At 73.4% G+C, this 25,068-nt stretch carries 19 protein-coding genes, 1 rRNA gene and 1 pseudogene; 5 read left to right on the top strand and 16 right to left on the bottom strand.

Going from position 1 to position 25,068, the window contains the following annotated elements; genetic code table 11:
- Positions 1-17: 17 nt before the first annotated feature.
- Positions 18-1,676 (bottom strand): CTP synthase, encoded by a 1,659-nt coding sequence (locus AB0M16_RS25655; RefSeq protein ID WP_365346755.1) that lies wholly within the window; start codon positions 1,674-1,676, stop codon positions 18-20.
- Between the two features lie 490 nt (positions 1,677-2,166).
- On the opposite strand from AB0M16_RS25655, the gene AB0M16_RS25660 reads away from it, so the two are divergent.
- Positions 2,167-3,969: a glycoside hydrolase family 15 protein gene (locus AB0M16_RS25660; RefSeq protein ID WP_365346757.1), complete on the top strand. Its 1,803-nt coding sequence runs from the start codon at positions 2,167-2,169 to the stop codon at positions 3,967-3,969.
- Positions 3,970-4,177: 208 nt separating this feature from the next.
- Positions 4,178-5,566, top strand: a complete 1,389-nt coding sequence (locus AB0M16_RS25665) for an FAD-binding oxidoreductase (RefSeq protein ID WP_365346759.1) — start codon at positions 4,178-4,180, stop codon at positions 5,564-5,566.
- A 13-nt stretch (positions 5,567-5,579) separates the two neighbouring features.
- Here the strand turns inward: AB0M16_RS25665 and AB0M16_RS25670 are convergent, their stop codons facing one another.
- Positions 5,580-7,223, bottom strand: a complete 1,644-nt coding sequence (locus tag AB0M16_RS25670; protein ID WP_365346761.1) for an NAD(P)/FAD-dependent oxidoreductase — start codon at positions 7,221-7,223, stop codon at positions 5,580-5,582.
- 29 nt (positions 7,224-7,252) lie between these two features.
- Positions 7,253-8,788 (bottom strand): APC family permease, encoded by a 1,536-nt coding sequence (locus tag AB0M16_RS25675; protein ID WP_365346763.1) that lies wholly within the window; start codon positions 8,786-8,788, stop codon positions 7,253-7,255.
- Between the two features lie 165 nt (positions 8,789-8,953).
- On the opposite strand from AB0M16_RS25675, the gene AB0M16_RS25680 reads away from it, so the two are divergent.
- Complete coding sequence (locus AB0M16_RS25680; RefSeq protein ID WP_365346799.1) at positions 8,954-10,576, top strand: PucR family transcriptional regulator; 1,623 nt, start codon at positions 8,954-8,956, stop codon at positions 10,574-10,576.
- A gap of 55 nt (positions 10,577-10,631) precedes the next feature.
- On the opposite strand, the gene AB0M16_RS25685 is transcribed toward AB0M16_RS25680, so the two are convergent.
- The 6 genes from AB0M16_RS25685 to AB0M16_RS25710 all read right to left on the bottom strand — a co-directional run bounded on the left by AB0M16_RS25685 (position 10,632) and on the right by AB0M16_RS25710 (position 16,721).
- The gene (locus tag AB0M16_RS25685; RefSeq protein WP_365346765.1) at positions 10,632-11,717 is read right to left on the bottom strand and encodes a glycosyltransferase family 4 protein; all 1,086 of its coding nucleotides are present in this window, start codon (positions 11,715-11,717) and stop codon (positions 10,632-10,634) included.
- Between the two features lie 72 nt (positions 11,718-11,789).
- Positions 11,790-12,539, bottom strand: a complete 750-nt coding sequence (locus AB0M16_RS25690) for a hypothetical protein (RefSeq protein ID WP_365346767.1) — start codon at positions 12,537-12,539, stop codon at positions 11,790-11,792.
- 306 nt (positions 12,540-12,845) lie between these two features.
- On the bottom strand, positions 12,846-14,564 hold the full coding sequence (recN, locus tag AB0M16_RS25695) for a DNA repair protein RecN (RefSeq protein WP_365346801.1): 1,719 nt from the start codon (positions 14,562-14,564) through the stop codon (positions 12,846-12,848).
- 114 nt (positions 14,565-14,678) lie between these two features.
- Positions 14,679-15,602: an NAD kinase gene (locus AB0M16_RS25700; protein WP_365346769.1), complete on the bottom strand. Its 924-nt coding sequence runs from the start codon at positions 15,600-15,602 to the stop codon at positions 14,679-14,681.
- A complete protein-coding gene (locus tag AB0M16_RS25705; protein ID WP_365346771.1) occupies positions 15,599-16,414 on the bottom strand; it encodes a TlyA family RNA methyltransferase in 816 nt (271 codons plus the stop codon). Before AB0M16_RS25705 ends, AB0M16_RS25700 begins: the two co-directional genes overlap by 4 nt.
- A 7-nt stretch (positions 16,415-16,421) precedes the next feature.
- Positions 16,422-16,721, bottom strand: coding sequence for a hypothetical protein (locus tag AB0M16_RS25710; RefSeq protein WP_365346803.1), 300 nt, complete (start codon positions 16,719-16,721; stop codon positions 16,422-16,424).
- Positions 16,722-16,866: 145 nt separating this feature from the next.
- Here AB0M16_RS25710 and AB0M16_RS25715 point away from each other — a divergent pair, with 145 nt between their 5' ends.
- Positions 16,867-17,214, top strand: a complete 348-nt coding sequence (locus tag AB0M16_RS25715; protein WP_365346773.1) for an SCP2 sterol-binding domain-containing protein — start codon at positions 16,867-16,869, stop codon at positions 17,212-17,214.
- Here the strand turns inward: AB0M16_RS25715 and AB0M16_RS25720 are convergent.
- From AB0M16_RS25720 to AB0M16_RS25735, 4 genes are all read right to left on the bottom strand, one after another.
- Positions 17,203-18,078, bottom strand: a complete 876-nt coding sequence (locus tag AB0M16_RS25720; protein WP_365346775.1) for an ABC transporter ATP-binding protein — start codon at positions 18,076-18,078, stop codon at positions 17,203-17,205. The two genes, AB0M16_RS25715 and AB0M16_RS25720, sit on opposite strands and share 12 nt — an antisense overlap.
- Positions 18,075-19,106, bottom strand: a complete 1,032-nt coding sequence (locus tag AB0M16_RS25725) for an iron chelate uptake ABC transporter family permease subunit (protein WP_365346777.1) — start codon at positions 19,104-19,106, stop codon at positions 18,075-18,077. Before AB0M16_RS25725 ends, AB0M16_RS25720 begins: the two co-directional genes overlap by 4 nt.
- The gene (locus AB0M16_RS25730) at positions 19,103-20,062 is read right to left on the bottom strand and encodes an iron chelate uptake ABC transporter family permease subunit (protein ID WP_365346805.1); all 960 of its coding nucleotides are present in this window, start codon (positions 20,060-20,062) and stop codon (positions 19,103-19,105) included. Before AB0M16_RS25730 ends, AB0M16_RS25725 begins: the two co-directional genes overlap by 4 nt.
- 192 nt (positions 20,063-20,254) lie before the next feature.
- Positions 20,255-21,316 (bottom strand): HAD-IIA family hydrolase, encoded by a 1,062-nt coding sequence (locus AB0M16_RS25735; RefSeq protein ID WP_365346779.1) that lies wholly within the window; start codon positions 21,314-21,316, stop codon positions 20,255-20,257.
- Between the two features lie 85 nt (positions 21,317-21,401).
- Between AB0M16_RS25735 and AB0M16_RS25740 the strand changes: the two genes are divergently transcribed.
- Entirely contained in the window at positions 21,402-22,691 is a 1,290-nt protein-coding gene (locus AB0M16_RS25740) for a DUF1015 domain-containing protein (protein WP_365346781.1), read from the top strand.
- Between the two features lie 90 nt (positions 22,692-22,781).
- Here AB0M16_RS25740 and AB0M16_RS25745 read toward each other — a convergent pair whose 3' ends face one another.
- The 3 genes and pseudogenes from AB0M16_RS25745 to rrf form a co-directional block, all read right to left on the bottom strand.
- Positions 22,782-23,600, bottom strand: coding sequence for a tetratricopeptide repeat protein (locus tag AB0M16_RS25745; RefSeq protein WP_365346807.1), 819 nt, complete (start codon positions 23,598-23,600; stop codon positions 22,782-22,784).
- A 321-nt stretch (positions 23,601-23,921) separates the two neighbouring features.
- Positions 23,922-24,839: pseudogene (locus AB0M16_RS25750) on the bottom strand (hypothetical protein); the annotation flags it as partial.
- Positions 24,840-24,977: 138 nt separating this feature from the next.
- Positions 24,978-25,068, bottom strand: a 5S ribosomal RNA gene (rrf, locus tag AB0M16_RS25755); the annotation flags it as partial.

Below are 25,068 nucleotides of genomic sequence, written 5' to 3' on the forward strand. Positions count from 1 at the left end.
ACGTTAACGCCAGGCGATCAGTTGGCGGGCTTGCCCGTCTTGCGCTCGACGGCCGCCTTCACCAGGCCCGCGAACAGCGGGTGCGGGCGGGTCGGGCGGGACTTCAGCTCCGGGTGCGCCTGGGTGGCGACCAGGTAGGGGTGGACCTCACGCGGGTACTCGACGAACTCGACGAGCTTGTTGTCCGGGGAGGTGCCGGAGAAGACCAGACCGGCCTTCTTCTCCAGCTCCGCGCGGTACGCGTTGTTCACCTCGTAGCGGTGACGGTGGCGCTCCTCGACGTAGGGCTCGTCGGCGTAGACCTCGCGCACGACCGAGCCCTCGGCGAGCTTCGCCGGGTAGAGGCCGAGGCGCATCGTTCCGCCCAGGTCGCCGGCGCCCTCGACGTAGGCCAGCTGCTCCTCCATCGTCGAGACGACGGGGTGCGCGGTGGCCGGGTCGAACTCGGTGGAGTTGGCCTCGGGGATGTCGGCCAGGTTCCGGGCCGCCTCGATCACGATGCACTGCAGGCCGAGGCAGATGCCGAGCAGCGGCACCTTGTTCTCGCGGGCGTACTGGATCGCGCCGACCTTGCCGGACACGCCGCGGTCGCCGAAGCCGCCGGGGATGAGGATGGCGTCGCAGTCGCCGAGCTGCTTCTCGGCGTCGGCCGGGGTCTTGCAGTCGTCGGAGGTGACCCACTTGACCTTGACCCGGGCGCGGTTGGCGAAGCCGCCGGCCCGCATGGCCTCGGTGACCGAGAGGTAGGCGTCGGGCAGGTCGATGTACTTGCCGACGAGCGCGACGGTGACCTCGTGCTCCGGGTTGTGGACGCGGTCCAGGAGGTCCTCCCAGACGGTCCAGTCCACGTCGCGGAACGGCAGGTCGAGCTTGCGGACGACGTAGGCGTCGAGGCCCTCGGAGTGCAGGACCTTCGGGATGTCGTAGATCGACTTGGCGTCGATGGCGGCGACGACCGCGGCCTCGTCGACGTCGCACATCAGCGAGATCTTGCGCTTGATGGCGGTCGGGACCTCGCGGTCGGCGCGCAGCACGATCGCGTCGGGCTGGATGCCGATGTTGCGCAGGGCGGCGACCGAGTGCTGGGTCGGCTTGGTCTTCAGCTCGCCGGAGGGGCCGATGTAGGGCAGCAGCGAGATGTGCACGACGAAGACGTTGTCGCGGCCGACCTCGTGGCGGACCTGACGCACGGTCTCCAGGAACGGCAGCGACTCGATGTCGCCGACCGTGCCGCCGACCTCGGTGATGACGACGTCGACGTCGTCGGTGGCCATGCGGCGGATGCGGGACTTGATCTCGTTGGTGATGTGCGGGATGACCTGCACGGTGTCACCGAGGTACTCGCCGCGCCGCTCCTTGGCGATGACCTGCGAGTAGACCTGGCCGGTGGTGACGTTGGCCGAGCCGTCGAGGTCGACGTCGAGGAAGCGCTCGTAGTGGCCGATGTCCAGGTCGGTCTCGGCGCCGTCGTTGGTGACGAACACCTCGCCGTGCTGGAACGGGTTCATGGTGCCGGGGTCGACGTTCAGATACGGGTCGAGCTTCTGCATCGTGACCCGCAGGCCCCGGGCCTTGAGGAGCGCACCCAGGCTGGAGGCGGTCAGGCCCTTGCCGAGGGAGGACGCGACACCCCCGGTGACGAAGATGTGCTTGGTCGTCGTGGTGTTGGGCGGCATCGCCAAGAGGGGGCTCCCGTGGTCGCGTTCTGAAGGTGCGTACCGGCGTGCCCTCCGGAAGAATCGGGGGGTGCCGTCGCTGCGGTTTCGGGGTCCTCGGCTGTCGCCGTTTCCCACCGGTCCACGGGGTACCAGGGTATCAGCGACATCGGGAGACCGCTTCCGGCCACACGGGGCAGTCGGGTGCACACGGTGCGCGACACGACGTGACCGGAGCGGGCGCCTCCGGCACCATGGGCGGGGTACGGGAGGGATCGTGGCGGAGGTCAAGACCTGTTCACCCGATCGGACCAGCAGCCTGACAAGATCGGCTCTGCCCGGCCCAGGGCGCGTCGTATCCTGCTCGGACACGCGCTGCCGAGCCGGACCGGCACGGCACCACCCCCGCCCGTCATCCGGTACCAAGAGGCTCGTCAACGATCCCTTGACCGCTGACCAGTAGGAGTCGCCCCGCGGGGCGGACGTGGCCGTTCGATCTGGAGTGAAGCACGTGGCCGGGCGCATCGAGGATTACGCACTCATCGGAGACATGCAGACCGCTGCCCTGGTCTGCCGGGACGGCAGCGTCGACTGGCTCTGCCTGCCCCGCTTCGATTCGCACGCCGTCTTCGCGGGACTGCTCGGCACCGAGGAACACGGCTTCTGGCGGGTCGGTCCCGCCGGGCCCGAGGGCGCGCCCGCGCCCCTGGCCGACCGGCGCCGGTACCGGGGCGACTCGCTGATCCTGGAATCCGAGTGGGACACCCCGCGCGGCACCGTCCGGGTGACCGATTTCATGCCCCCTCGTGACGGCGCCCCGCAGCTGATCCGGGTCGTCGAGGGCGTCAGCGGCCGGGTGCCGATGCGCTCCAGCCTGCGGATGCGGTTCAGCTACGGCCGGGTGGTGCCCTGGGTGCACAAGGTCGGCGATCGCACGGTGGCCGTCGCCGGGCCCGACTCCGTGTGGCTGGACACGGACGCCGAGACCCACGGCAAGGACCTCACCACGTACTCCGAGTTCACCGTCACTCCCGGCGACACGATCACCTTCACGCTCTCCTGGCAGCCCTCCCACAAGGAGCCGCCGCCGCTGCCGGACCCGGCGGGCTCCCTGGAGGCGACCGCGGACTTCTGGCGCGAGTGGGTCGAGCACTGCACGTACCACGGCCCCTACCGGGAGGCCGTGGTCCGCTCCCTGATCACCCTCAAGGCGCTGACCTACGCGCCGACCGGCGGGATCGTGGCCGCGCCGACCACCTCCCTGCCGGAGGAGATCGGCGGCGTGCGGAACTGGGACTACCGCTACACCTGGCTGCGGGACGCGGCGATCACCCTCTCCTCGATGCTGCGCACCGGCTACCGCGAGGAGGCCCGCGCCTGGCGGGACTGGCTGCTGCGCGCGGTCGCCGGCGACCCGGAGAACCTGCAGATCATGTACGGCATCGCCGGCGAGCGGGAGCTCGGCGAGGCGGAGCTTGACTGGCTGCCCGGCTACGAGAACTCCGGGCCCGTCCGGGTCGGCAACGGCGCCGCCAACCAGCTCCAGCTCGACGTGTACGGCGAGGTCACCGAGGCCCTGCACCTGGCCCACATGACGGGTCTGTCCCGCAACGACTACGCCTCGCTGCTCCAGATCAAGCTGATCAACTACCTGGAGAAGAACTGGGACCAGCCCGACGAGGGCATCTGGGAGGTGCGCGGACCGCGCCGCCACTTCACCCACTCCAAGGTGATGGCCTGGGTGGCGGTGGACCGCACCATCAAGCTGATCGAGTCCGGCGACGCCGACGGCCCCCTGGAGCGCTGGCGCGAGCTGCGCGACGACATCCACCGGGACGTCTGCGAGAAGGGCTACGACAAGGAGCGCAACACCTTCACGCAGTCGTACGGCTCCCAGGAGCTGGACGCCTCGCTGCTGCTGATCCCGCAGATGGGCTTCCTGCCGCCGGACGACAAGCGGGTGATCGGCACGATCGAGGCGATCCAGCGGGAGCTGTCCACGGAGGACGGCTTCGTGCTGCGCTATCCGACCGCCGGCGAGGAGGCGGGCGTGGACGGCCTGGAGGGCGACGAGGGCGCGTTCCTGGCCTGCTCGTTCTGGCTCGCCGACGACCTGGCGATGATCGGCCGGGTCGACGAGGCACGCAAGCTCTTCGAGAAGCTGCTGTCGCTCCGCAACGACCTGGGGCTGCTGGCCGAGGAATGGGACCCGCGGCTGCAACGGCAGGTGGGCAACTTCCCGCAGGCCTTCAGCCACGTTCCGCTGATCGACACGGCACTGCGGCTGACCGCCTCCGGCGCGTACGGGGGCTGACCCGGCCGACACGCGAGGGGCAGGGCCCGGACCTACGATGAAGGTGTCCTGTCCCCCCGCAGGCGAGTGAGCCCGAGGGCGCCACGGGTGCCGAGAGGGAGAGCGCGCGCAGGTCCCGAGGGACGTGGGACCGAGCACGGTCGACCATCGGCGCAGGCACGAGGCGCCCACAGGCGAACCGAGCCGAAAAGAGAAAGGGGGGCGCGCCATGGCTCCCCCGACCACCCTTCCGGACAGAGCACTGGCCGGCCTCCGCGAGGATCTGGCCGGTGAGGTGTACCTGCCCGGTGATCCGGGGTACGACGAGGCCCGGACGATCCACAACGGCATGATCGACCGGCGCCCCGCGGTGATCGCCCAGTGCGCGAGCCAGGCCGACGTCTCCAACGCGATCCTGTTCGGGCGTGAGGCGGGGCTGCCCGTCGCGGTGCGCGGCGGCGGGCACAGCGTCGCCGGGACCTCCGTCGTCGACGGTGGCCTGGTCGTCGACCTGCGCCGGATGCACGCCGTCGTCGTCGACCCGGAGAACATGATCGTACGGGTCGAGGGCGGGGCGACGATGGGGCACCTGGACCACGCCTGCCAGCCGTTCCACGTGGCGACCACGGGCGGACGGGTGTCCACCACCGGCGTCGGCGGCTTCACGCTCGGCGGCGGATCGGGCTGGTTGGAGCGCAAGTTCGGTCTCGCCAGCGACAACCTGCTGGCCGCCGACCTGATCACCGCCGAGGGGAAGCACGTCCACACGGACGCGGAGGAGAACCCGGAGCTCTTCTGGGCGCTGCACGGTGGCGGCGGCAACTTCGGGGTGGCCACCTCGCTGACGCTGCGGCTGCACGAGCTGCCCCGGATGAGCGTCGCGATGCTGTTCTTCCTGCCGGACAACGCCCCGGAGGTCGTGCGCACGTTCCGGGACCTCGCCGCGGTCGCCCCCGACGAGGTGGGCGGCGGCGCGATCTACCTGCCGGCGCCGCCGGAGCCGTTCGTTCCCGAGGACCTGGTCGGCAAGCTGGTCAGCGGGACGCTGTTCACGTACGCCGGACCGGTCGAGGAGCTGCGGGAGATGGCGGCGCCGCTGTTCGCGCTGAAGCCCGTGATCGAGATCGTCACGGACATCCCGTACGTGGACCTGCAGTGCATGCTGGACGACCCGCCGGGGCTGCGGAACTACTGGTCGGCCGAGTACCTGACCGCCTTCCCGGACGAGGCCGTGGACCTCTTCTGCGAGCGGGCCGCGAAGATGCCGATGCCCGCGGCCATCCAGCAGGTCCTGTTCATGATGGGCGGGGCGGTGGCGGCCGGGCCGTCCCAGTACCCGCAGCCGTGGCGGACCGCCCCGTGGGCGGTGCACCCGTTCGCGACCTGGGAGGACCCGGCGCTCGACGACCGGGCGCGGCAGTGGGTCCGGGACGTACGGGCCGATGTGGAGCCGTGGGCGCTCGACGCGACGTACCTGAACTTCGTCGGCGCCGAGGGCGACCAGCGGGTGGTCTCCTCCTTCGGCGAGGAGAACCACCGGCGGCTCGCCGCGGTGAAGGCCGCCTACGACCCCGACAACGTCTTCCGCTTCAACCACAACATCGCCCCGGCCCCCTGAGGGCCCGTCGGCGTCAGCCGAGGGCGGCGACCACCTCCTTCGCGGCCCGCTCGCCCTCGGTGGCGCCGCCCTCCATGAAGCCCTGGAAGTCGTAGGAGCAGTGCTCGCCGCCGATGTGGACGTTGCCCTGGGCGGTGCCCTCGTAGCCGGCGTAGCGGTGCAGGTAGCCGACCGGCCAACAGGAGTACGCGCCGAGGGAGTACGGGTTCCGGTGCCACGCCGAGAGCTGGGCGCGGCCCGTGTACGCCCTGGAGGTACCGGGGAAGAACGCGTCGATGCCCGCGAGGTACCGGGTGACCAGGCCGCGCACGTACGGGTCGGACTCGGTGGAGAACGGCCCCGCCGGGGTGAGGGACTTGGCCAGGGTGCCGCCGCCGTACTGGAGGAGGATGCCGCCCGTGCCGCCCTGGACCTTGGTGGTGTCCCAGGTCTGCTGCACCTCCGAGTCGGTGAAGCAGTCGCCTGCGGAGACCCCGGGCCAGGGCCCGGTGCCGCGCCACGGGCGGGTGGCGAACTGCATGTTGAGCTTGGTGCAGTGGCCCATCCGCGCGTCCCGCAGCAGACCGGTCATCAAGGGGTCGAACCCGGCCCGGGAGAGGTCGAGCCGCTGGAGGATCGGCAGCGGCACGCACAGGATCGTGTGGTCGGCGGTGACGGTGCGGGTGGCGCCGGCCTCGGTGAAGGTGAGCGTCTGGGTGCCGTCGGCGTTGGCCCGTACGGCGTCGAGCGACCAGCCCATGCGCAGGGTGCCGGGCTTGAGGGCGCCGGCGACGGCGTTCGGGAGCAGGTCGTTGCCGCCGACGACGTGGTAGCGCTCGTTGGACAGGCCCCAGACGTTGAAGTTGCCGGGATTCGTCTGGTAGCCCATGAGCAGGACGAGGGCGAGCGAGGACTGTTCGGTGGTGTCGGCGCCGTACTCGACGTTGTAGGCGACGTCGAGGAACTGCCCGAGACGGGAAGCGTGTCCGCCGGGGACCCGGCTCTCGATCCACTCGTACAGCGACATGTCGTCGAGGGCGGTGCCGGTGGGCGTGGTCCTGTTCCACTTCACCTCGCCCGCGTCGAGCAGGTCGCGGTGGAGGGCCTGGTAGACGGCGTTGAAGTCCGCGTCGGCCTGTTCGCGCGGGTAGTAGCCGCCGTCGAACCAGAGGACTTCCTCGGCGCCGTTGGGCCCGCCGCCGAGGAAGTCCTCGGTGGCGAGGCCGAAGCGGCGGCAGAGTTCGAGGATCTTCTTGTGGCTGGTGTCGATGAGCTCGCCGCCGATCTCGGAGGTCTGCCCGTACGCCCAGTGGTCGCGCTGGGTCCACATCCGGCCGCCGACCCGGGTGGGGTTGGCCTCGTAGAGGACGGGGCTGAGACCCGCGTCCTGGAGGGTGAGGGCGGCGGTGAGACCGGAGATGCCGGCGCCGACGACGGCGACCCGGGCGCTGCCCTTGGCCTTCGGGTCGGGGGTGGCGGCGGCCGCCGCCGCCGCGGGCACGGCGGTGCCCGCGCCGACGGCGACGCCGGCCGCGGCGGCGTACTTGAGGAGGGCGCGGCGCCCGAGGGCGTCGCTCCGCATGCCGCGGAGTTCGCCGACGGGGAGGTTCAGCCGGCGGGCGTCGGCGTGCTCGGCGGCCAGTCGCTTCAGGAGGTGCATCGGGTTGGTGCGTGCCATGGGGCGCTCCTGGGATCGTCGGGGAGGGATCAGCTCTGCGGTACCGCGGCGGGGGCGTGCTCCGTGCTCTCGTCGGCGCGCTCGGTGGCGTCCTCCAGGACGATCCGGCCGATGATCTCGTAGCGCTCGGGCCGCCGGGCCTTGAGGTGGAGGCCGAGGCCGAGGCCGCCGAAGAAGACGAGGCCGACGATCCACGGGATGGCCTTGAAGAAGAGGGAGTCGGCGGCGAGTCCGGCCGCGGTCTCCATGTTCATGATCAGCAGCACGACCACGGCGATCATGCCGATGCCGCCGAGCAGCGGGGCGGTCAGCGTCGTGAACCAGTGCCGGTCCTCGGGGTGGTTCTTGCGGAAGTAGCCGATGACGGCGAAGGAGCACAGCGTCTGCACGATGAGGATCGCCATCGTGCCGAGGATCGCGAGCAGCGTGTACAGGTGGATGTACGGGTCCTGGCCGGTGAGCCAGAAGGCGGCGACGAGGCCGACGGCGATGACGCTCTGCACGAAGGAGGCGATGTACGGGGAGCCGTGCCTGGTGTGGGTGCGGCCGAGCGCCGGGTGGAGGAAGCCCTCGCGGCCGATGGCGTACAGATAGCGGGAGGCGCACTGGTGGAAGGCCATGCCGCAGGCGAACGAGCCGGTGAGCAGCAGCCACTGGAAGGCGTCGACGGCCCAGGCGCCGATGAAGGACTCGGTGGGCGCGAAGAACAGGTCGAGCGGGCTGGCGGACGAGGACAGCTTCACCGAGCCGGCGAGCCCGTTGCCGGCGATCGTCATCCAGGACACGTAGATGTAGAAGAGGCCGACGCCGACGACGGAGATCAGGGTGGCGCGCGGGATGACCCGCTTCGGGTCGCGGGACTCCTCCCCGTACATGGCGGTCGACTCGAAGCCGACCCACGACCAGAAGGCGAAGAAGAGGCCGAGTCCGGCGGAGGCGCCGGTGAAGGCGTTCTTCGGGTTGACCGGCTCGACGGGGATGCCGTCGGGGCCGCCGCCGGAGATCAGGACGGCGGTGGCGACGGCGAAGAGCACCGCGATCTCGGCCACCAGCATCACGCCGAGCGCCTTCGCGGTGAGATTGATGTCGAAGTACGACAGGACGGCGGTGACCGCGAGCATCACCGCCGCGTACCCGATCCACGGCAGGTCCACGCCGAGCTGGTCGGCCACGGTGGTCTTGGCGAAGTAGGCGAAGACGCCGACGATCGAGGCCTCGAAGACGATGTACGCGAGGACGGCGAGCATGCCGGAGGCCATGCCGGCGATCCGGCCGAGGCCGTGCGAGATGTAGCCGTAGAAGGCGCCGGCGGCGGTGATCCGCTTCGCCATGGCGACGTAGCCGACCGAGAACACGGTCAGCACGACGGTCGCGAAGAGATAGCCGGCGGGCGCCCCGGTGCCGTTGCCGAAGCCTACGGCGATGGGGAGGTTGCCGGTCATCGCGGTGATGGGGGCGGCGGTGGCGACCGCCATGAAGACGACGCCGACGAGGCCGACGGAGTTCGCCTTGAGCCGGTGGACCTGGGGGGCCTGCCGGCCCGACGGGATGGGGTTCTCTGCCATGGCGCGAGAGCATCCTCGCGCGTGACGTAGGCCACAACCGACATGCGGTCGCACAATTCCCGCCACGGGGCGACGAGTTGTCGCCCCGATGTACGAACTGTCGGATCCGGTGACGCCCGGGTGATGTCGCGGAAACAGCGACACGGGTAACTTCCGTTCATGTCCATGGAACGTCAGGGCGGGATCACCGTGCAGCGGGCACTGGAACTTCCAGGTCTGCGCAGCGGGCTCCCGGAGGTCGTCGCGGGCGCCGACCGGCTGCACCGCACCGTGCGCTGGGTGCACGCGGGCGAGGTCCCGAACATCGCCTCACTGCTCAAGGGCGGCGAACTGCTGCTCACCACCGGTCTCGGGCTCGGCACCCGGCCCGCCGAGCAGCGGGCGTTCGTCCGGCAGCTCGCGGAGCGGGGCATCGCGGCGCTCGTGGTGGAGCTCGGGCCGCGGTTCGCGCGCCTGCCCGCGACGATCGTGGAGACGGCCAGGGCTGCGGGACTGCCGCTGGTCCAGCTGCACCGCGAGGTCCCGTTCGTCGCCGTGACGGAGGAGATCCACACCGAGATCGTCAACGGGCACTACGCGCTCCTCCGGCAGGCCGAGGAGGTCCACAAGCAGTGCACCGAGGCCCTGCTGGGCGGCGGAGGGGTGCCGCAGGTGCTGCGGATCCTCGCCGACTTCGCCCTGAACCCGGTGTTCCTGGAGACCGCCGACGGGCAGCTCCTCTACGCGGCGGGCACCGAGTCCGAGCCCGCCGACCCGCTCCAGGTGTGGGACGGGCTGCGCGGCCAGCGGGCGGCCCGCGAGTCGGGGCCGCCGACCGGGGCGGTGCTGGTGGACGTGCCCGGCGGAGGCCCGGGCACGTCCTCCGTACGGGCCCGTCTGGTCCTCCTCGCCGTCTCCTCCCCCTTGTCCCCGGTGCACCGGATGGCTGCCGAGCGGGCCGCCGGGCTGCTCGCGGTCGTCCTCATGCAGGCCCGGCAGGAGGAGGAGCTCGCCGCACGGGGCCGGGGCGACTTCCTGACCGACCTCGCCGAGGGCCGGATCACGGCCGAGGACGCCCCGGCCCAGGCCCGGGTCCTCGGCTTCCGTCCGGGGGACGGCCCGCTGCTGCCGGTCGTGATGCGGATGGCCTCCGAACTGGCCCCCTCGGGCAACTGGGCGCTGCTCGCCCGGGCGGTCCTGGAGGAGCTCTCCTCGGTCGGCGTCCCGGTGCTGCTCGGCGTGCGCCCGGTGGAAGGCCGCGTCCCGCTGCTCCTCGGGCTGCGCTCGGAGTCGGAGCGCACGGCGGTCGCGGACCGGGTCGCGGCGGCGCTGCGGGCCGGAGTCGAGCGGGCCGGCCTGGAACGCGCGGGCGCCCACCCGCCGGTGGTCGTGGTCGGCGTCGCGGGCGGCTGGGCGGCCGCCTCGGCGGGCCTGCGGCACGCGGCGGAGACGGCGACGGCGGCGCAGGGCCTGTCGGACCGGCCCTGGTACGACGCCCGGCGGCTCGACACCGACCTGCTGCTGTGGCGGCTGCGGGACCATCCGGACCTGGCGGCCTTCGTCGACCGGGCGATCGGCCCGCTCCGCGACCACGACCGCACCTCGCGCCCGCCGCTGCTGCCGACCCTGGAGACGTACCTGGCGCACGCGGGCCGCAAGGCGGAGACCGCCCGCGAACTCCACCTCAACCGCCAGACCCTCTACAACCGCCTGGCCCGCATCTCCGAGCTCCTCGGCACCGACCTGGACGACCCCCAGACGGTCCTGGCCCTGAGCCTGGCCCTCCGGGCCCGTCGGCACACGCAGTAAGGGCTTCGCGGGCGGGATCCGGAAGCAGGGCGCGGCGCGCCGCGCGCCGCGCCCGTCAGCGCCCCGTCAACTCGTCGTAGACGCTCAGCACGTGCGCGATCGTCTCGTCCTCCGTCGGCCAGGTCCCCGCCTGCACCCGCCCGGCCGCCGCCAGGTCGAGCCGCCGGTCCACGTCGTCGAGCAGCGCGCGCACGGTGCTCGCGAGGGCGTCCGCGTCACCGTACGGGACGAGTTCGGCCGCGTCGCCCACCAGTTCGGGCACCCCGCCCACCGCCGTGGCGACCAGCGGCACGCCGAGCCGCAGCGCCTCCTGCGCGAGCAGCGAGCGCGCCTCCCAGCGCGCCGGCAGGACGGCGACGTCCGCCGCGGCGAGCAGCTCCGCCACGTCGTCGCGGCGTCCGATGAGCCTCACCGCGAGCCCCTCCGCCTCGATCCGCCGCTGCAGGGCCGGCCGTTCGGGCCCTTCCCCCGCGATGACGAGCAACGGCTGCGGGTCGAGGTCGCGCCACGCCCGCGCCGCCTCGAGCAGCATCCCGTACCCGCGCCCCGGCTCCAGGGCGCCGACGGCCATCAGCAACGGGCGGTCCACGGCTCCCAGTTCGGCCCGGGCCTTGCCGTCGTGCAGACAGACCGGCGCCCGGGAGGCCGGCACGGTCACGGGGCCGAGCCGCGCGTCGCGGGCGCCGCGCCGCCGGGCCCGGTCGACGAGCTCCGAGGAGGTGCCGAGGACGACGGCCGCCGCCCGCACCGTCCTGCGCTCCAGGAGGCGTACGAGTCCGGCGCGCGCCCCGGCCACGTGGCTGCGGGTGTGCCAGGTGGTGACGAGCGGGGTGCGCGGCCCGGCGCCGCCGGACAGCGCGAGCGAGGCCCGCACCGAGGCGTCGAGGCCGTGCGCATGCACGACGTCCGCGCCGATGCAGGCGTTGCGGAGCACGGCGACGCTCGCGGGCCCGCCGGACCGCTGCACCGGGACGAGGTGCGCGCCGGCGCCGGTGAAGTCGTAGACCTCTTCGAGTTCGGGCGGGGCGCACACGGTCACCCGCACGCCCCTTGCCACCAGCCCCGAGGCGAGCGACCTGACGTGCGCGCTGCTGCCCGCGCTGCCGCCGCCCAGTACTTGGACCGTACGGAGCTGTGTCACGCGCCAAGGATGCCAGTCCGTACGCACGTTCCGGCACCGAAGTGGCGTCGTTGCCGTGTCGGCCGCCTCAACTCAGCGGCCGGGTTCACCCACATGGGTGAGCCCGCGCGCGTTCGCTGACGTCTCCGCGTACACCGCGGCCGTGACGAGCCCCGCCGCGTGGGCGGCCAGGCCGAGGCGCCCGTTGCCGGCGGCGATCGCGGTGCCGACGGCCGCGCCGAGGGCGTGCGCGCCGGTGTCGCCGAGCATGGTGCGCTCCGCCAGGTCGTCGGCGAGGAGGGCCGCCGCGGCGCCCATCGGCGCTGCGGCCTGCGGCCCGCGCAGCAGCCCGGGCGCCGCGAGCCCGAGCACGACGAGGCCGGCCCGGCCCGGCCTCACGTCGACCAGGTTGACGAGATGGGCGGTGCCGGCGATGACGACGCCGGCGAGGAGCTTGTCGACGGGCCGCTCCTTCAGCAGCGCGCCGGCGACGAGCCCTGCGGCCCCGATACCGAACAGCTTGACGGCCCCGCTGGTGACCTCGCCCTCCCGCAGCGCCGTCAGATGCGCCCGGAAGCCGCGCCGCCCGTCGCCCCGGACGTCGTCGTAGGCGCCGCAGACCCCGGCCGCGAGCACCGCCAGGGCGCCCGCCCCGGATCCCGCGCCGACCGCCGCCCCGACCGCGGCCGCGGGCCCGGCGTACAGGTGGACCGGCCGCCCGGCATGGTTGGTCCGCTCCCAGCGGGGATCGGCCCCGCGACACCGCCGCAGCCCTTCGTACACCGCCCGGCCCAGCCCTGCGGCCACGGCGAACGAAGCGGCCCTGCTGCGTGTCCTGATCATGCGGGCCAGCCTAATGACCTGTCAGCGGCGCCCGCCAGGCTGCCGGCTGCGTGGGCGGAGGCGGGGCAGGCAGGGGACGGGGCGAACAGGACACGGCAGCACCGCCGCGAGGGCCGGACGGGACGGGCCCGGCCGGGGGGGCGCGGCGCCCCTGCCGGCCCCCGGCCCGGTCGACGCCGGGCCCCGGTCGGCCCCCGGCCGGGTCGGCACCGGGCCCGGTCGGCACCGGGCCCCCGGTCGGCCCCCGGCCGGCCGGTACCGGGCCCGGTCGGCGCCTGGCCCGGTACCGGCGCCGGGCCCCGGGCGTCAGGCGTCGGCCCGCGCGGTCGCGAGCAGTTCCTCGGCGTGCGCCCGGGCGGTCTCGGAGTCCTCCTGGCCGGCGAGCATCCGGGACAGCTCGCGGACCCGGTCCTCGCCCTCCAGGACGGTGACGCCGGACCGGGTGACCGAGCCGTCGTTGGTCTTCTCGACGAGCAGCTGGCGGTCGGCGAAGGCCGCCACCTGCGGCAGGTGGGTGACCACGACGACCTGCGCGGACCTGGCGAGCTTGGCGAGCCGACGGCCGATCTCGACCGCCGCCTTGCCGCCGACGCCCGCGTCGACCTCGTCGAAGAGGTACGTCGGCACCGGGTCCGTGCCGGCGAAGACCACCTCGACGGCCAGCATCACGCGGGACAGCTCACCACCGGACGCGCCCTTGGCGATCGGGCGCGGCGGGGCACCCGGGTGCGGGGCGAGGAGCAGTTCGACCTCGTCGGCACCGGCCGGGGTGTACGCGACCCGGCGGCCGCCCACCTCGACGCCGTCGGGGTCCTCGGTCTGCCGGATGGCGAAGGACACCCGCGCGTGCGGCATGGCCAGCGAGGCGAGCTCGGCGGTGACGGCCTCGGCGAACCGGTCCGCCGCCTCCGTCCGGGCGTCGGTGAGCCGCTGGGCCAGGGCCGACAGCTCGTCGCGCAGCCGGTCCCGCTCGGCGGTCAGCTCGTCGATGCGTTCGTCGTCACCGTCGAGCTCGGTGAGCCGGGTCGCGCTCTGCTCGGCCCAGGCGAGCACCGCCGCGATGTCCTCGCCGTACTTCCGCGTCAGCTGGGTGAGCGCGGCGCGGCGCTCCTCGACGGCGGCGAGCCGCAGCGGGTCGGCGTCCAGGTCGTCGGCGTACCCGGCGAGCTCCCCGGCCACGTCCGAGAGCAGGATGGAGATCTCGCCCATCCGGTCGGCGAGCGCCGCGAGCGCCGGGTCGTGCGCCCGTACGGCCTCCAGGGCCCGGCCCGCACCCGCGACGAGCGTCGTCGCGTCCACGGCCTCCGGATCCTCCGGCTGGCCCGCCAGCGCCGCGTGCGCGAGCGCGGCGGCGGAGGCCAGGGACTCGGCGTGCCCGAGCCGCTCCGCCTCGGCGGCCAGCTCGACGTCCTCGCCCGGCCGCGGCTCGACGGCCTCGATCTCGCCCAGCCCGAAGCGCAGCAGATCGGCCTCCTGGGCCCGCTCACGGGCCCGGGTGGTGATCTCCTCCAGCTCGGCGGTGACGGCCCTCAGCCGCTTGTACGCCTCGCCGTAGGCGGCGAGCGGCACGGCGACGGCCTCCCCCGCGTACCGGTCGAGGGCGCCGCGCTGCCGGGCCGGCTTGAGCAGGCCCTGCTGGTCGGTCTGGCCGTGCACGGCGACGAGCTCGTCGGCGAGCTCGGCGAGCAGCCCGACGGGCACGGAGCGCCCGCCCAGGTGCGCGCGGGACCGGCCTTCGGCCGAGACGGTACGGCTGACGAGCAGCGCGCCCTCGTCGAGCTCCGCGCCCGCCTCTGCGGCACGCGCGGCGACGGCCGCGCCCGGGGGCAGCGCGATGCGGCCCTCGACGACGGCGGACCCCGCCCCGATCCGTACCAGGGCCGGGTCGGCGCGCCCGCCGAGCAGCAGCCCGAGGCTGGTCACGACCATGGTCTTGCCCGCACCGGTCTCACCCGTCACCGCGGTGAAACCGGGCGACAACTCGACGACAGCGTCGTCGATGACTCCGAGCGACCGTATCCGCATCTCCTCCAACACGGAGAAGACCTTACGAGGTCGGGGCGCCCCTGTGCGACGGCCCCTGCCGACCGGCGGCGAACCCGCAGGTCAGCACGGGCCCGCCCGACCCCTGTTCACCCGCTAGTGCGGCGCCCCGCGCCACCCCGACACCGGCAGGGCGAACTTCGCGACCAGGCGGTCGGTGAACGACGCGTGGTGCAGCCGGGCGAGCCGGACCGGGACGGCGCCGCGGCGGACCTCGACCCGGGCGCCCGCCGGGAGCTCGACCGTACGACGCCCGTCGCACCACAGCACGCCGTGCGGGGTGTGCGGTTCGACCTCGACGGCGAGCACCGAGTCGGGGGTGGTGACGAGCGGCTTGGCGAACAGCGCGTGCGCCCCGATCGGCACCATGAGCAGCGCCTCCACCTCGGGCCAGATCACCGGTCCGCCGGCGGAGAAGGCGTACGCCGTCGAGCCGGTCGGGGTCGCGCAGATCACCCCGTCGCAGCCGAAGCCGGTCACCGGGCGCCCGTCGATGGCGAGGACGACCTCCAGCATCCGCTCCGGGGACACCTTCTGCACGGCCGCCTCGTTGAGCGCCCAGTCCTGGTGCAGGACGTCGCCGTTCTGGTAGACGGTGACGTCGAGGGTCATCCGCTCCTCGACCTCGTAGGCGCGGGTGACGACCCGGTCGACGACCTTGTCGAGGTCGTCGCGCTCGGCCTCGGCGAGGAAGCCGACCCGCCCCAGGTTGACGCCGAGCATCGGCACCCCGGAGGCCCGGGCGAACTCGGAGCCGCGCAGCAGGGTCCCGTCGCCGCCGAGGACGACGAGCAGTTCACAGCCGTCGAGCGCGTCGGAGCAGGCCTCCGGCACCTTCTGGACGGCGGGCGGCAGCGGCAGGTCGGCCGCCTCCGCCTCCAGGACGCGCACCCCGATGCCGCTGCGCAGCAGCCCGAGGACGACGAGTTCGGCGCTGCGCACGGCGGCCGGCCGGCCGGTGTGCGCGAGCAGGAAGACAGTGCGGCTGTTCTCGGTAGACGTGCTCGAACCAGTGCTCAACGAGGTCCTTCCGCCACGGCGCGGTCGACTTCCGCAGGATCAAGGGCGGGCGCCCCGGCCCGCAGCCACAGAAAGTACTCGACGTTGCCGGAGGGTCCGGGCAGCGGGCTGGCGGTGACGCCGAGGACCCCGAGCCCGAGCTCGCCCGCGCGCCGGGCCACGTTCTTCACGGCGTCGGCGCGGAGTTCGGCGCTCCGCACCACTCCGCCGGTCCCGAGCCGCTCCTTGCCGACCTCGAACTGCGGCTTGACCATCAGCACCAGGTCGGCGTCGGGCGCGGTGCAGGCCACCAGGGCGGGCAGCACGAGCCCGAGCGGGATGAAGGACAGGTCTCCGACGACGAGGTCGACGGGGATGCCGTCGATGGCGTCGAGGGTCATCTCGCGCACGTTCGTACGGTCCTTGACGGTGACCCGCTCGTCGCTCTGCAGCGACCAGGCGAGCTGCCCGTAGCCGACGTCGACGGCGACCACGTGGGCGGCGCCGGCGCGCAGCAGGACGTCGGTGAAGCCGCCGGTGGACGCGCCCGCGTCGAGCGCGCGCCGGCCTTCGACCCGCAGGCCCTGCGGCACGAAGGCGGCGAAGGCGCCGGCCAGCTTGTGGCCGCCGCGCGACACGTAGTCGGGGTCGCTGTCGTCCTGGGCCACGACGATGGCCGCGGCGGTCTCGACCTGGGTGGCGGGCTTGGTCGCGACGGTCTTGCCGACCGTCACCCGGCCCGCGGCGATCAGCTGGCTGGCGTGCTCGCGCGAGCGCGCCAGCTTGCGCCGTACCAGCTCGGCGTCGAGACGGCGGCGTGCCGGTCCTGCCACGTTCGGTTCAGCTCCTGTTGTCGTACGGACGGGGTCCGGGCGGGGCGTCGAGCGCGGTCAGCTCGGCGCGCAGCCCACGGTGTACATCCTCGTACACGTCGAGGTGTCCGTCGGCCGTGAGGTGGTCGGCGTCGCCGAGCCGGTCCAGGAGCGCGTCGACGGCGGGCCGGCCGGTGGGTGTGCGGACGACGCCCAGCGGGGCGGGCACGGCGGCCTCGTACGGGTCTGCCGGGGCCGGGCGCACGGCGCCCGCGTCCGCGGTGCCGGCCTCCGCGGGACCGTCGGCCGTGGCGCCCGCGCCCGCCAGCGGGCCGGGGCCCGGCGGGTGGTACGCGACGTCCCCGTGGGGGTCCGCCGGGGCACCGTCCGCCCGGCGGACGTCGTGGACGTTCGGGTACGCGTCGCTCATGGCCCCGACGCTACCGTGAAGCCCTGAGGTACGGTCGACGGCGATGGCGACGATCACGGAGTGCCGCGAGGCACTGAAGAGGCTCTCGGACAACCTGGCGGCGGCGGACGGCGAGGTGCGCGGCGCGGCCGCGCTCGACCGCACCCTCAGCTGCCACCTGACCGACCTGGACACGACCTTCACCGGCCGACTGGCCGACGGGCGGATCGAGGTCGAGGACACGGTGGCCGGTCCGCCGCCCGAGAAGGCGCAGATCCGGCTGCGGATGACCGGCGACGACCTGGTCGCGATGGTCGACGGGCGGCTGAACTTCGCCAAGGCCTGGGCCTCCGGCCGGGTCGGCCTGGAGGCGGGCTTCCGCGATCTGCTGAAGCTGCGGTCACTGCTCTAGGGCGGGCTCCAGCGGCTGCGGCCTGCGTGCCTTGCGGCCGGCCGGGACGACGAGCGGGGTGCCCGTCTCCGGGTCCTCGATGACCTGGCAGCGCAGTCCGAAGACGCGCTCGACGAGCTCGGCGGTCACGACCTCGTCCGGCGGGCCCTCGGCGACGACCTCGCCGTCGCGGCAGGCGATGAGGTGGGTGGCGTAGCGGGCCGCGTGGTTGAGGTCGTGCAGCACCGCGACGAGCGTCCGGCCCTGCGTCTCGTGCAGCTCGGCGCACAGGTCGAGGACGTCGATCTGGTGCTGGATGTCCAGGAAGGTGGTCGGCTCGTCGAGCAGCAGCAGCGGGGTCTGCTGGGCGAGGGCCATCGCGATCCAGACCCGCTGGCGCTGGCCGCCGGACAGCTCGTCCACGTACCGCTCGGCGAGCTCGGCCACGCCGGTCGCGGCCATCGACTCCTGCGTGATCCGCTCGTCCTCCGGCGACCACTGCCGCAGCAGCCCCTGGTGCGGGTAGCGGCCGCGGGCGACCAGGTCGGCGACCGTGATGCCGTCGGGCGCCACGGAGGACTGCGGGAGCAGCCCGAGCGTCCGCGCGACCTTCTTCGCGGGCATCGAGTGGATGGCCTGCCCGTCGAGCAGCACCCGGCCCTCGGTCGGCTTCAGCATCCGGGACAGCGCGCGCAGCAGCGTGGACTTGCCGCAGGCGTTGGGGCCGACGATGACCGTGAAGGAGTGGTCGGGGATCGCGACGCTCAGGTCGCGGGCGATGACCCGCTGGTCGTAGGCGAGCGTGACCGACTCGGCACTGAGCCGCTGCTGCGTCTGCTGCTGCCCGTTCATTCCCTTGCTCCTGATGGTGTTCTCGATGGTCATATCCGGCCGGCCTTCCGCTCGCTGACGAGCAGCCACAGCAGGTAGCAGCCGCCGAGGACGCCGGTGACGATGCCCACCGGCAGCTGGCGCTCACCGAAGGCGTTGGTGGCCGTCCAGTCGGCGACGAGCAGCAGGGCGGTGCCCATGAGCGCGGAGGCGCCGAGGTTCGGGCCGGGCGAGCGGGTGAGCCGGCGGGCCAGCTGCGGCGCGCTCAGCGAGACGAAGACGATGGGGCCCGCGGCGGCGGTGGCGACGGCCACGAGCAGCACGGCGGCGGCCATGAGGACGATCCGGGTCCGCTCGACCCTGACGCCGAGCGCGTACGCGGCGTCGTCGCCCATCTCCAGCATCCGCAGGGCCCGCCCGTGCCCGAGGACCAGCGGCAGCAGCACGCAGCTGACGGCGAACAGCGGCCAGAACTGCTCCATGTCGCGGCCCTCGAGCGAGCCGGTCATCCACACCGTCGCGCGGGCCGCGTCGACGAGCTGCGCCTTGGTGATGAGGTAGTGGATGACGGCGGTCAGCATGGCGGCGACGCCGATGCCGATGAGGACGAGGCGGTAGCCGTGGACGCCGCGCTTCCAGGCGAGCAGGTAGATCACCAGGCCGGTGACGAGACCGCCGACGACGGCGCCGCCTGCCGCGGCCGCCGCGCTGCCCTGGAAGAGGACGATGACGGTGAGCGCGCCGACGGTGGAACCCTGGCCGAATCCGATCACGTCCGGGCTGCCCAGTGGGTTGCGGGAGATCGCCTGGAAGACGGCGCCGCCGATGCCGAGGGCCGCGCCGACGAGGAGGGCGACGAGGACGCGGGGCAGCCGCAGGTCCATGACGGCGATCTTCTGCACCTCGGTGCCGCCGCCGAGGAGGGTGGCGACGACGTCGCCGGGGGCGACGGGGAAGTCGCCGCTGCCGATGAGGACGACCGCCGCGGTCAGCGCGACCACGAGCAGGCCGAGGACGGAGAGGAGGGCGCGCGGCTCGTAGCGCACCGAGAGTCCGCCGGTCCGCAGGGTCTTGGTGCTCACAGCTGGGCCATCCTCTTGCGGCGGACGAGGTGGATGAAGACGGGCCCGCCGACGAGCGAGGTGACGATGCCGACCTGCAGTTCGGCGGGGCGGGTGACGACCCGGCCGATGACGTCTGAGCCGAGGAGCAGGACGGGCGAGAGGACCGCCGCGTAGGGCAGGATCCACCGCATGTCGGGTCCGGTGAAGGACCGCGCGATGTACGGGACCATCAGGCCGACGAACACGATCGGCCCGCAGGCGGCGGTCGCCGCGCCGCACATCAGCGTCACGGACACCATCGCGAGGACCCGGGTCCGGGTGAGGTCGGCGCCGAGCGCCCGCGCGGTGTCGTCGCCCATCTCCATGGCGTTCAGCGGCCGGGCGATCAACAGGGCGAGCACGGCACCCACGAGGACGAAGGGGGCGACGCGTCCGACGGTGTCCATGTTGGCGTCGGCCAGGGAGCCGACCGTCCAGAAGCGCAGCCGGTCCAGCGCCGCCGAGTCGAGCAGCTGTACGGCGTTGACGTACCCGTACAGGGCGACGGTGGCCGCGGTGCCCGCGAGCGCGAGCCGGACGGGGGTGGCGCCCCGGCTGCCGCCGAGGACGTACACGAGGACCGAGACGACGGCCGCGCCGACGAACGCGAACCACACGTACGCGGAGGTGTCCGTGACGCCGAGGAAGGCGATCGCGGACACCACGGCCGCGGCGGCGCCGGCGTTGACGCCGAGGAGTCCGGGCTCGGCGAGCGGATTGCGGGTGAGGCCCTGCATGACGGCCCCGGCGAGGCCGAGGGCCAGACCGACGAGCAGCCCGAGGAGCGTGCGGGGGACGCGCACGTCGTGGATGACGACGTCGTTGCGGATGCCGCTGTTGTGGAACAGTCCGTGCCACACGTCGCCGAGCGGCACCGGCTTGGCACCGATCATGATGCTCAGGACACAGACCAGCAGCAGGACCCCGACGGCCACGACCAGTCCGACGGCGCGCACGGCGTTCCGGCGCGTCGGCTTCTGGGCAGGGCCGGTCGGCTCCGCGCTCGCACGGGAGGGACTCTCGACCAACACGAGGTTAGGTTAGCCTACCCTCCGATCGTTGATCGATCCCCTGTGCCGGCCCACTGGCGTACGCGGTCGCCGCACCCGGCGCACCGGCGCACGAGGTCAGCGCACCGGCCCCAGCCGCTCCAGCGCCTTCCGCACGTCCAGACCCGACGCCCCGGCCCCCGCCTCGGTCCAGGCCGCCGCGCACAGCGCCCGCACACCGTCCAGCGGATCGAGCCCCTCGCCCGCACCCTCCAGGACCAGCTCTCCCCCGCTCACCGAGGCCGACCAGCCCCCGCACCCGAAGGCCCCGTCCGCACCGCCGACGACCTCCGGCTGGGCCGTGAGCAGCCCCCGCAGATCCGCAGCCACGAAGGCGGGCCGGTGCTCGGGCACCGCCGCGAGCAGCCGTGGCACGTCCGTGACGCCGGTCAGGACGAGCAGCGAGTCCACACCCCCGTTGAACGCCCCCTCGATGTCCGTGTCCAGCCGGTCCCCGACCACCAGCGGCCGCTCGGCCCCCGTGCGCAGCACGGTCTCGCGGTGCATCGGCGGCAGCGGCTTGCCCGCGACCTTCGGCTCCCGGCCCGTCGCGATCCGTACGACCTCCACGGCCGCACCGTTGCCCGGCCCGATCCCGCGAAGGCCCGGAATCGTCAGGTCGGTGTTCGAGGCGTACCACGGCACGCCCCGCCCGACCGCGTAACTCGCCTCCGCGAACCGCCCCCACGGCAGGTCCGGGCCGCCGTACCCCTGCACCACCGCCACCGGGTCGTCGTCCGCCGACTCCACCGGCACCAGACCCCGCTCGCGCAGCGCCACGCGCAGCCCCTCGCCGCCGATCAGCAGCACCCGGGAACCGGGCGGCACCTCCTCGGCGATGAGCCGGGCCACGGCCTGCGCCGAGGTGATCACGTCCCCGGGCTCCGCCGGCACCCCGATCCCGGTGAGGTGCTCGGCCACCGCGTCCGGGGTCCGCAGCGCGTTGTTGGTGACGTACGCCAGGTGCATCCCGCCGGCCCGGGCCGCCCCCAGCGCCGAGACGGCATGGGGGATCGCGTCCCCACCGGCGTAGTACACGACACCGTCCAGGTCGAGCAGCGCCGTGTCGTACGCCTCGCTCAACGCGCGCGCACTGCCACTCGGCCGGTTCCCGTCCCGCCGCTGACCGATTCCCGTCATGCCATGTACTCCTCACGTTGCCGGGCCGACATTCTCCCGTTGCCCAGATCATCGCGCATGGCCACCGGCCACATAGGATGACGAGATGCATACCTCAGGTCACGCGGCCGATGACGTCCGCGCTCCCGGTCTTCGACTGAGCCCCTTCCGGGGTGTCCGGTACGTTCCCGAACGGGTCGGCAGCCTGGCCGCCGTGACCTCCCCGCCGTACGACGTCGTCGTCCGGCCCGACGGACTCCACCACCTGGAGTCCGCGGACCCCCACAACATCGTCCGGCTCATCCTCCCCCAGGCCATGACCGCCGGCACCCGTCACCGCAAGGCCGCCGTCACCCTCGACCGCTGGCTCGCCGACGGCATCCTCGCCCCCGACCCCGAACCCGCGCTCTACGTGTACGAGCAGCGCGGCGACGGCATCCTCCAGCGCGGCATCATCGGCGCCCTCGAACTCTCCACCCCCGCCGAGGGCATCGTCCTCCCCCACGAGGACGTCATGCCGCACGTCGTCGAGGACCGGGCCGCCCTCATGCGCACCACCGCCGCCAACCTGGAGCCGCTGCTCCTCACCTACCGCGGCGACGGCGACGGAGCGGGTGCAGTCATCGACCGCACCGTCGAGCGCGAGCCACTGCTCTCCACCACCACCGAGGACGGCTTCCACCACCGCCTCTGGGCCGTCACCAACCCGGCCGACCTCGCCGCCGTCGCCGCCGAACTCGGCCGCCACCAGGCCCTGATCGCCGACGGCCACCACCGCTGGGCCACCTACCTGCGGCTCCGCGAGGAGCACACCGCGCCCGGCCCCTGGAACCACGGCCTGGTCCTGCTCATCGACACGGCCCGCTACCCGCTCCGCGTCCGCGCCATCCACCGGCTGCTCAACCGCCTCCCCGTCGCCGACGCGCTCGCCGCCCTCGGCGACGCCTTCCGCGTGACGCGCGTCGACGGCCCCCTCCCGGCCGCCCAGGAGGCCCTGGCCGCGGCCACCGCCGAAGGCAACGCCTTCCTCCTCGCCGGCGACGGCTCCTTCCACCTCCTGGACCGCCCCGACCCGGCGCTCCTGGCCCGCACGGTCCGCACGGACCGCCCCGAGGCCTGGCGCACCCTCGACGCCACGGTCCTGCACTCCACCCTCCTCGACCACGTCTGGCACATCGCGGAGGACTCCCCCGAGGACATCAGCTACATCCACGACACCCAGGCCGCCGTCGAGCAGGCCGAGCGCCGCGGCGGTACGGCGGTCCTCATGCACCCCGTCAGGGAGGAGGTCGTACGGGACCTGGCCCGGCAGGGCGTCACGATGCCCCGCAAGTCGACCTCCTTCGGTCCGAAGCCGGCGACGGGTCTGGTGCTGCGCAGCCTGGCGCTCGACTGACCGAACGGCCGGGCATCCTCGCCGAGAACGCCGAAGGGCGGCACCCCCCGCGGGGTGCCGCCCTTCGTGTGTGTACGTCGTACGGGGACGTCAGCTCTTGTCGTCCTCGCGCGGCTCGTCGGAGTCCCGCTCGTCGGAGTCCTGCTCGTCGTCCTGGTCGTCCTGGTCGTCGCGCTCGGCGTCGTCGATCGCCTCGTCGACGTCCTCGACGTCCTCGACGTCCTCGGAGTCGTCGAACGCGTCGACGAACTCGACACCGTCCAGCTCGGCGAGCCGGTCGGAGGCGTCCGTGGAGCCGTCCTTGTCGGACTCAAGGGCCTTCGCGAACCACTCACGCGCCTCGCGCTCACGCCCGGCGGCGAGCAGCGCGTCGGCGTACGCGTACCGCAGGCGCGCGGTCCACGGGTGGGTGGCGCTGGACGCCAGCTCGGGGCTCTGCAGGGTCACGATGGCCGCGTCGAGCTGCCCCATGTCCCGGCGGGCGCCGGCGGCCACGAGCCGCATCTCGACCTGCCCGGCCTTGTCCAGCTTCTGCACCTCGGGCTCGCCGGCCATGGCCAGCGCCCGCTCGGGGCGACCGAGACCACGCTCGCAGTCGGCCATGACGGGCCACAGCTCGACGCTGCCGGTCATCCGGCGCGCCGCCCGGAACTCGGCCAGCGCCTCGGAGTACTTCTGCGTCGCGTACGCCGCGAAGCCGGCGGCCTCACGCACGGCGGCGACACGGGAAGCGAGCCGCAGCGCGATGCGGGAGTACTCGTAGGCCTTCTCCGGCTCCTCGTCGATCAGCTGCGCGACCATGACGAGGTTGCGGGCGACGTCCTCGGCGAGACCCTTGGGCAGGCTCAGGAGCTCCTGCCGCACGTCCGCGTCGATCTCCTCACCGGTGACCTCCGGCGGGATCGGCAGACGCTTGATCGGCGCGCGGTCGCCACCGCGACGCTCGCCGCGGTCACCGCGGTCGTCACGGCGCCCGTAGCCGCCCCGGTCGTCGCGGCGCGGGCCACGCCCACGGTCGTCGCGCCGGTCGTCACGGCCGCGGAAGCCGCCGCCACCGCGCCGGTCGTCCTCGCGGCGCGGCCCGCGGGGCCGGTCGTCACGACGGTCGTCGCGGCGGAAGCCGGAGCGGTCGTCCTGACGCTCGTCGCGACGGAAGCCACCGGGACGCTCGTCCTGGCGCTCGTCACGGCGGAACGCGGGCCGGCTGTCGTCGCGGTCGTCACGGCGGTAGGAGGGACGGTTGTCGTCACGGCGGAAGCCACCGGGACGCTCGTCCCGCCGGTCGTCGCGGCGGAAGCCGCCGGAGCGGTCGTCACGGCCGCCGCGGTAACCACCACCGCGGTTGTCGTCACGACGGTCGCCACCACGGCTGTCGTCGCGACGGAAGCCACCGGGACGCTCGTCACGCCGGTCGTCGCGGCGGAAGCCGCCGGAGCGGTCGTCACGGCCGCCGCGGTAACCACCACCGCGGTTGTCGTCACGACGGTCGCCACCACGGCTGTCGTCGCGACGGAAGCCACCGGGACGCTCGTCCTGGCGCTCGTCACGGCGGAACGCGGGACGGCTGTCGTCGCGGTCGTCACGGCGGTAGGAGGGACGGTTGTCGTCACGGCGGAAACCACCGGGACGCTCATCACGCCGGTCGTCGCGACGGAAGCCGCCGGAGCGGTCGTCACGGCCGCCGCGGTAACCACCACCGCGGTTGTCGTCACGACGGTCGCCACCACGGCTGTCGTCGCGACGGAAGCCACCGGGACGCTCGTCCTGGCGCTCGTCACGGCGGAACGCGGGACGGCTGTCGTCGCGGTCGTCACGGCGGTAGGAGGGACGGTTGTCGTCACGGCGGAAACCACCGGGACGCTCATCACGCCGGTCGTCGCGACGGTAGGAGGGGCGGTTGTCGTCGCGACGGAAACCACCCGGACGCTCGTCACGCCGGCTGTCGTCACGGCGGAAACCACCGGAGCGATCGTCGCGACGGTCGTCACGGCGGTCATCACGGCGGTCGTCGCGGCGGTCGTCACGGCCGCCGCGGTAGCCACCACCACGGTTGTCGTCACGACGCGGCCCACGGAAGCCGCCCCGCTCGCCACCGTCCCGGCGTCGCGGCTCGCGCTCCGGGCGGTCGTCGGGAGAGTTGGTGGACATCGACGTGACTCCTGTCTTCGGGTACTGCAGTCATTCTCGCGCAGCCGGCACCGCACCGCGCTTTCAAGAAATACAAGGAAAAAACAAAAGGACCCCTGGTCCCAGCATGAACGCTGGGACCAGGGGTCCTGAAAGATTGTTCGGCGGCGTCCTACTCTCCCACAGGGTCCCCCCTGCAGTACCATCGGCGCTGAAAGGCTTAGCTTCCGGGTTCGGAATGTAACCGGGC

It is taken from the genome of Streptomyces sp. NPDC051921, from assembly GCF_040680975.1.
GTDB lineage: Bacteria > Actinomycetota > Actinomycetes > Streptomycetales > Streptomycetaceae > Streptomyces.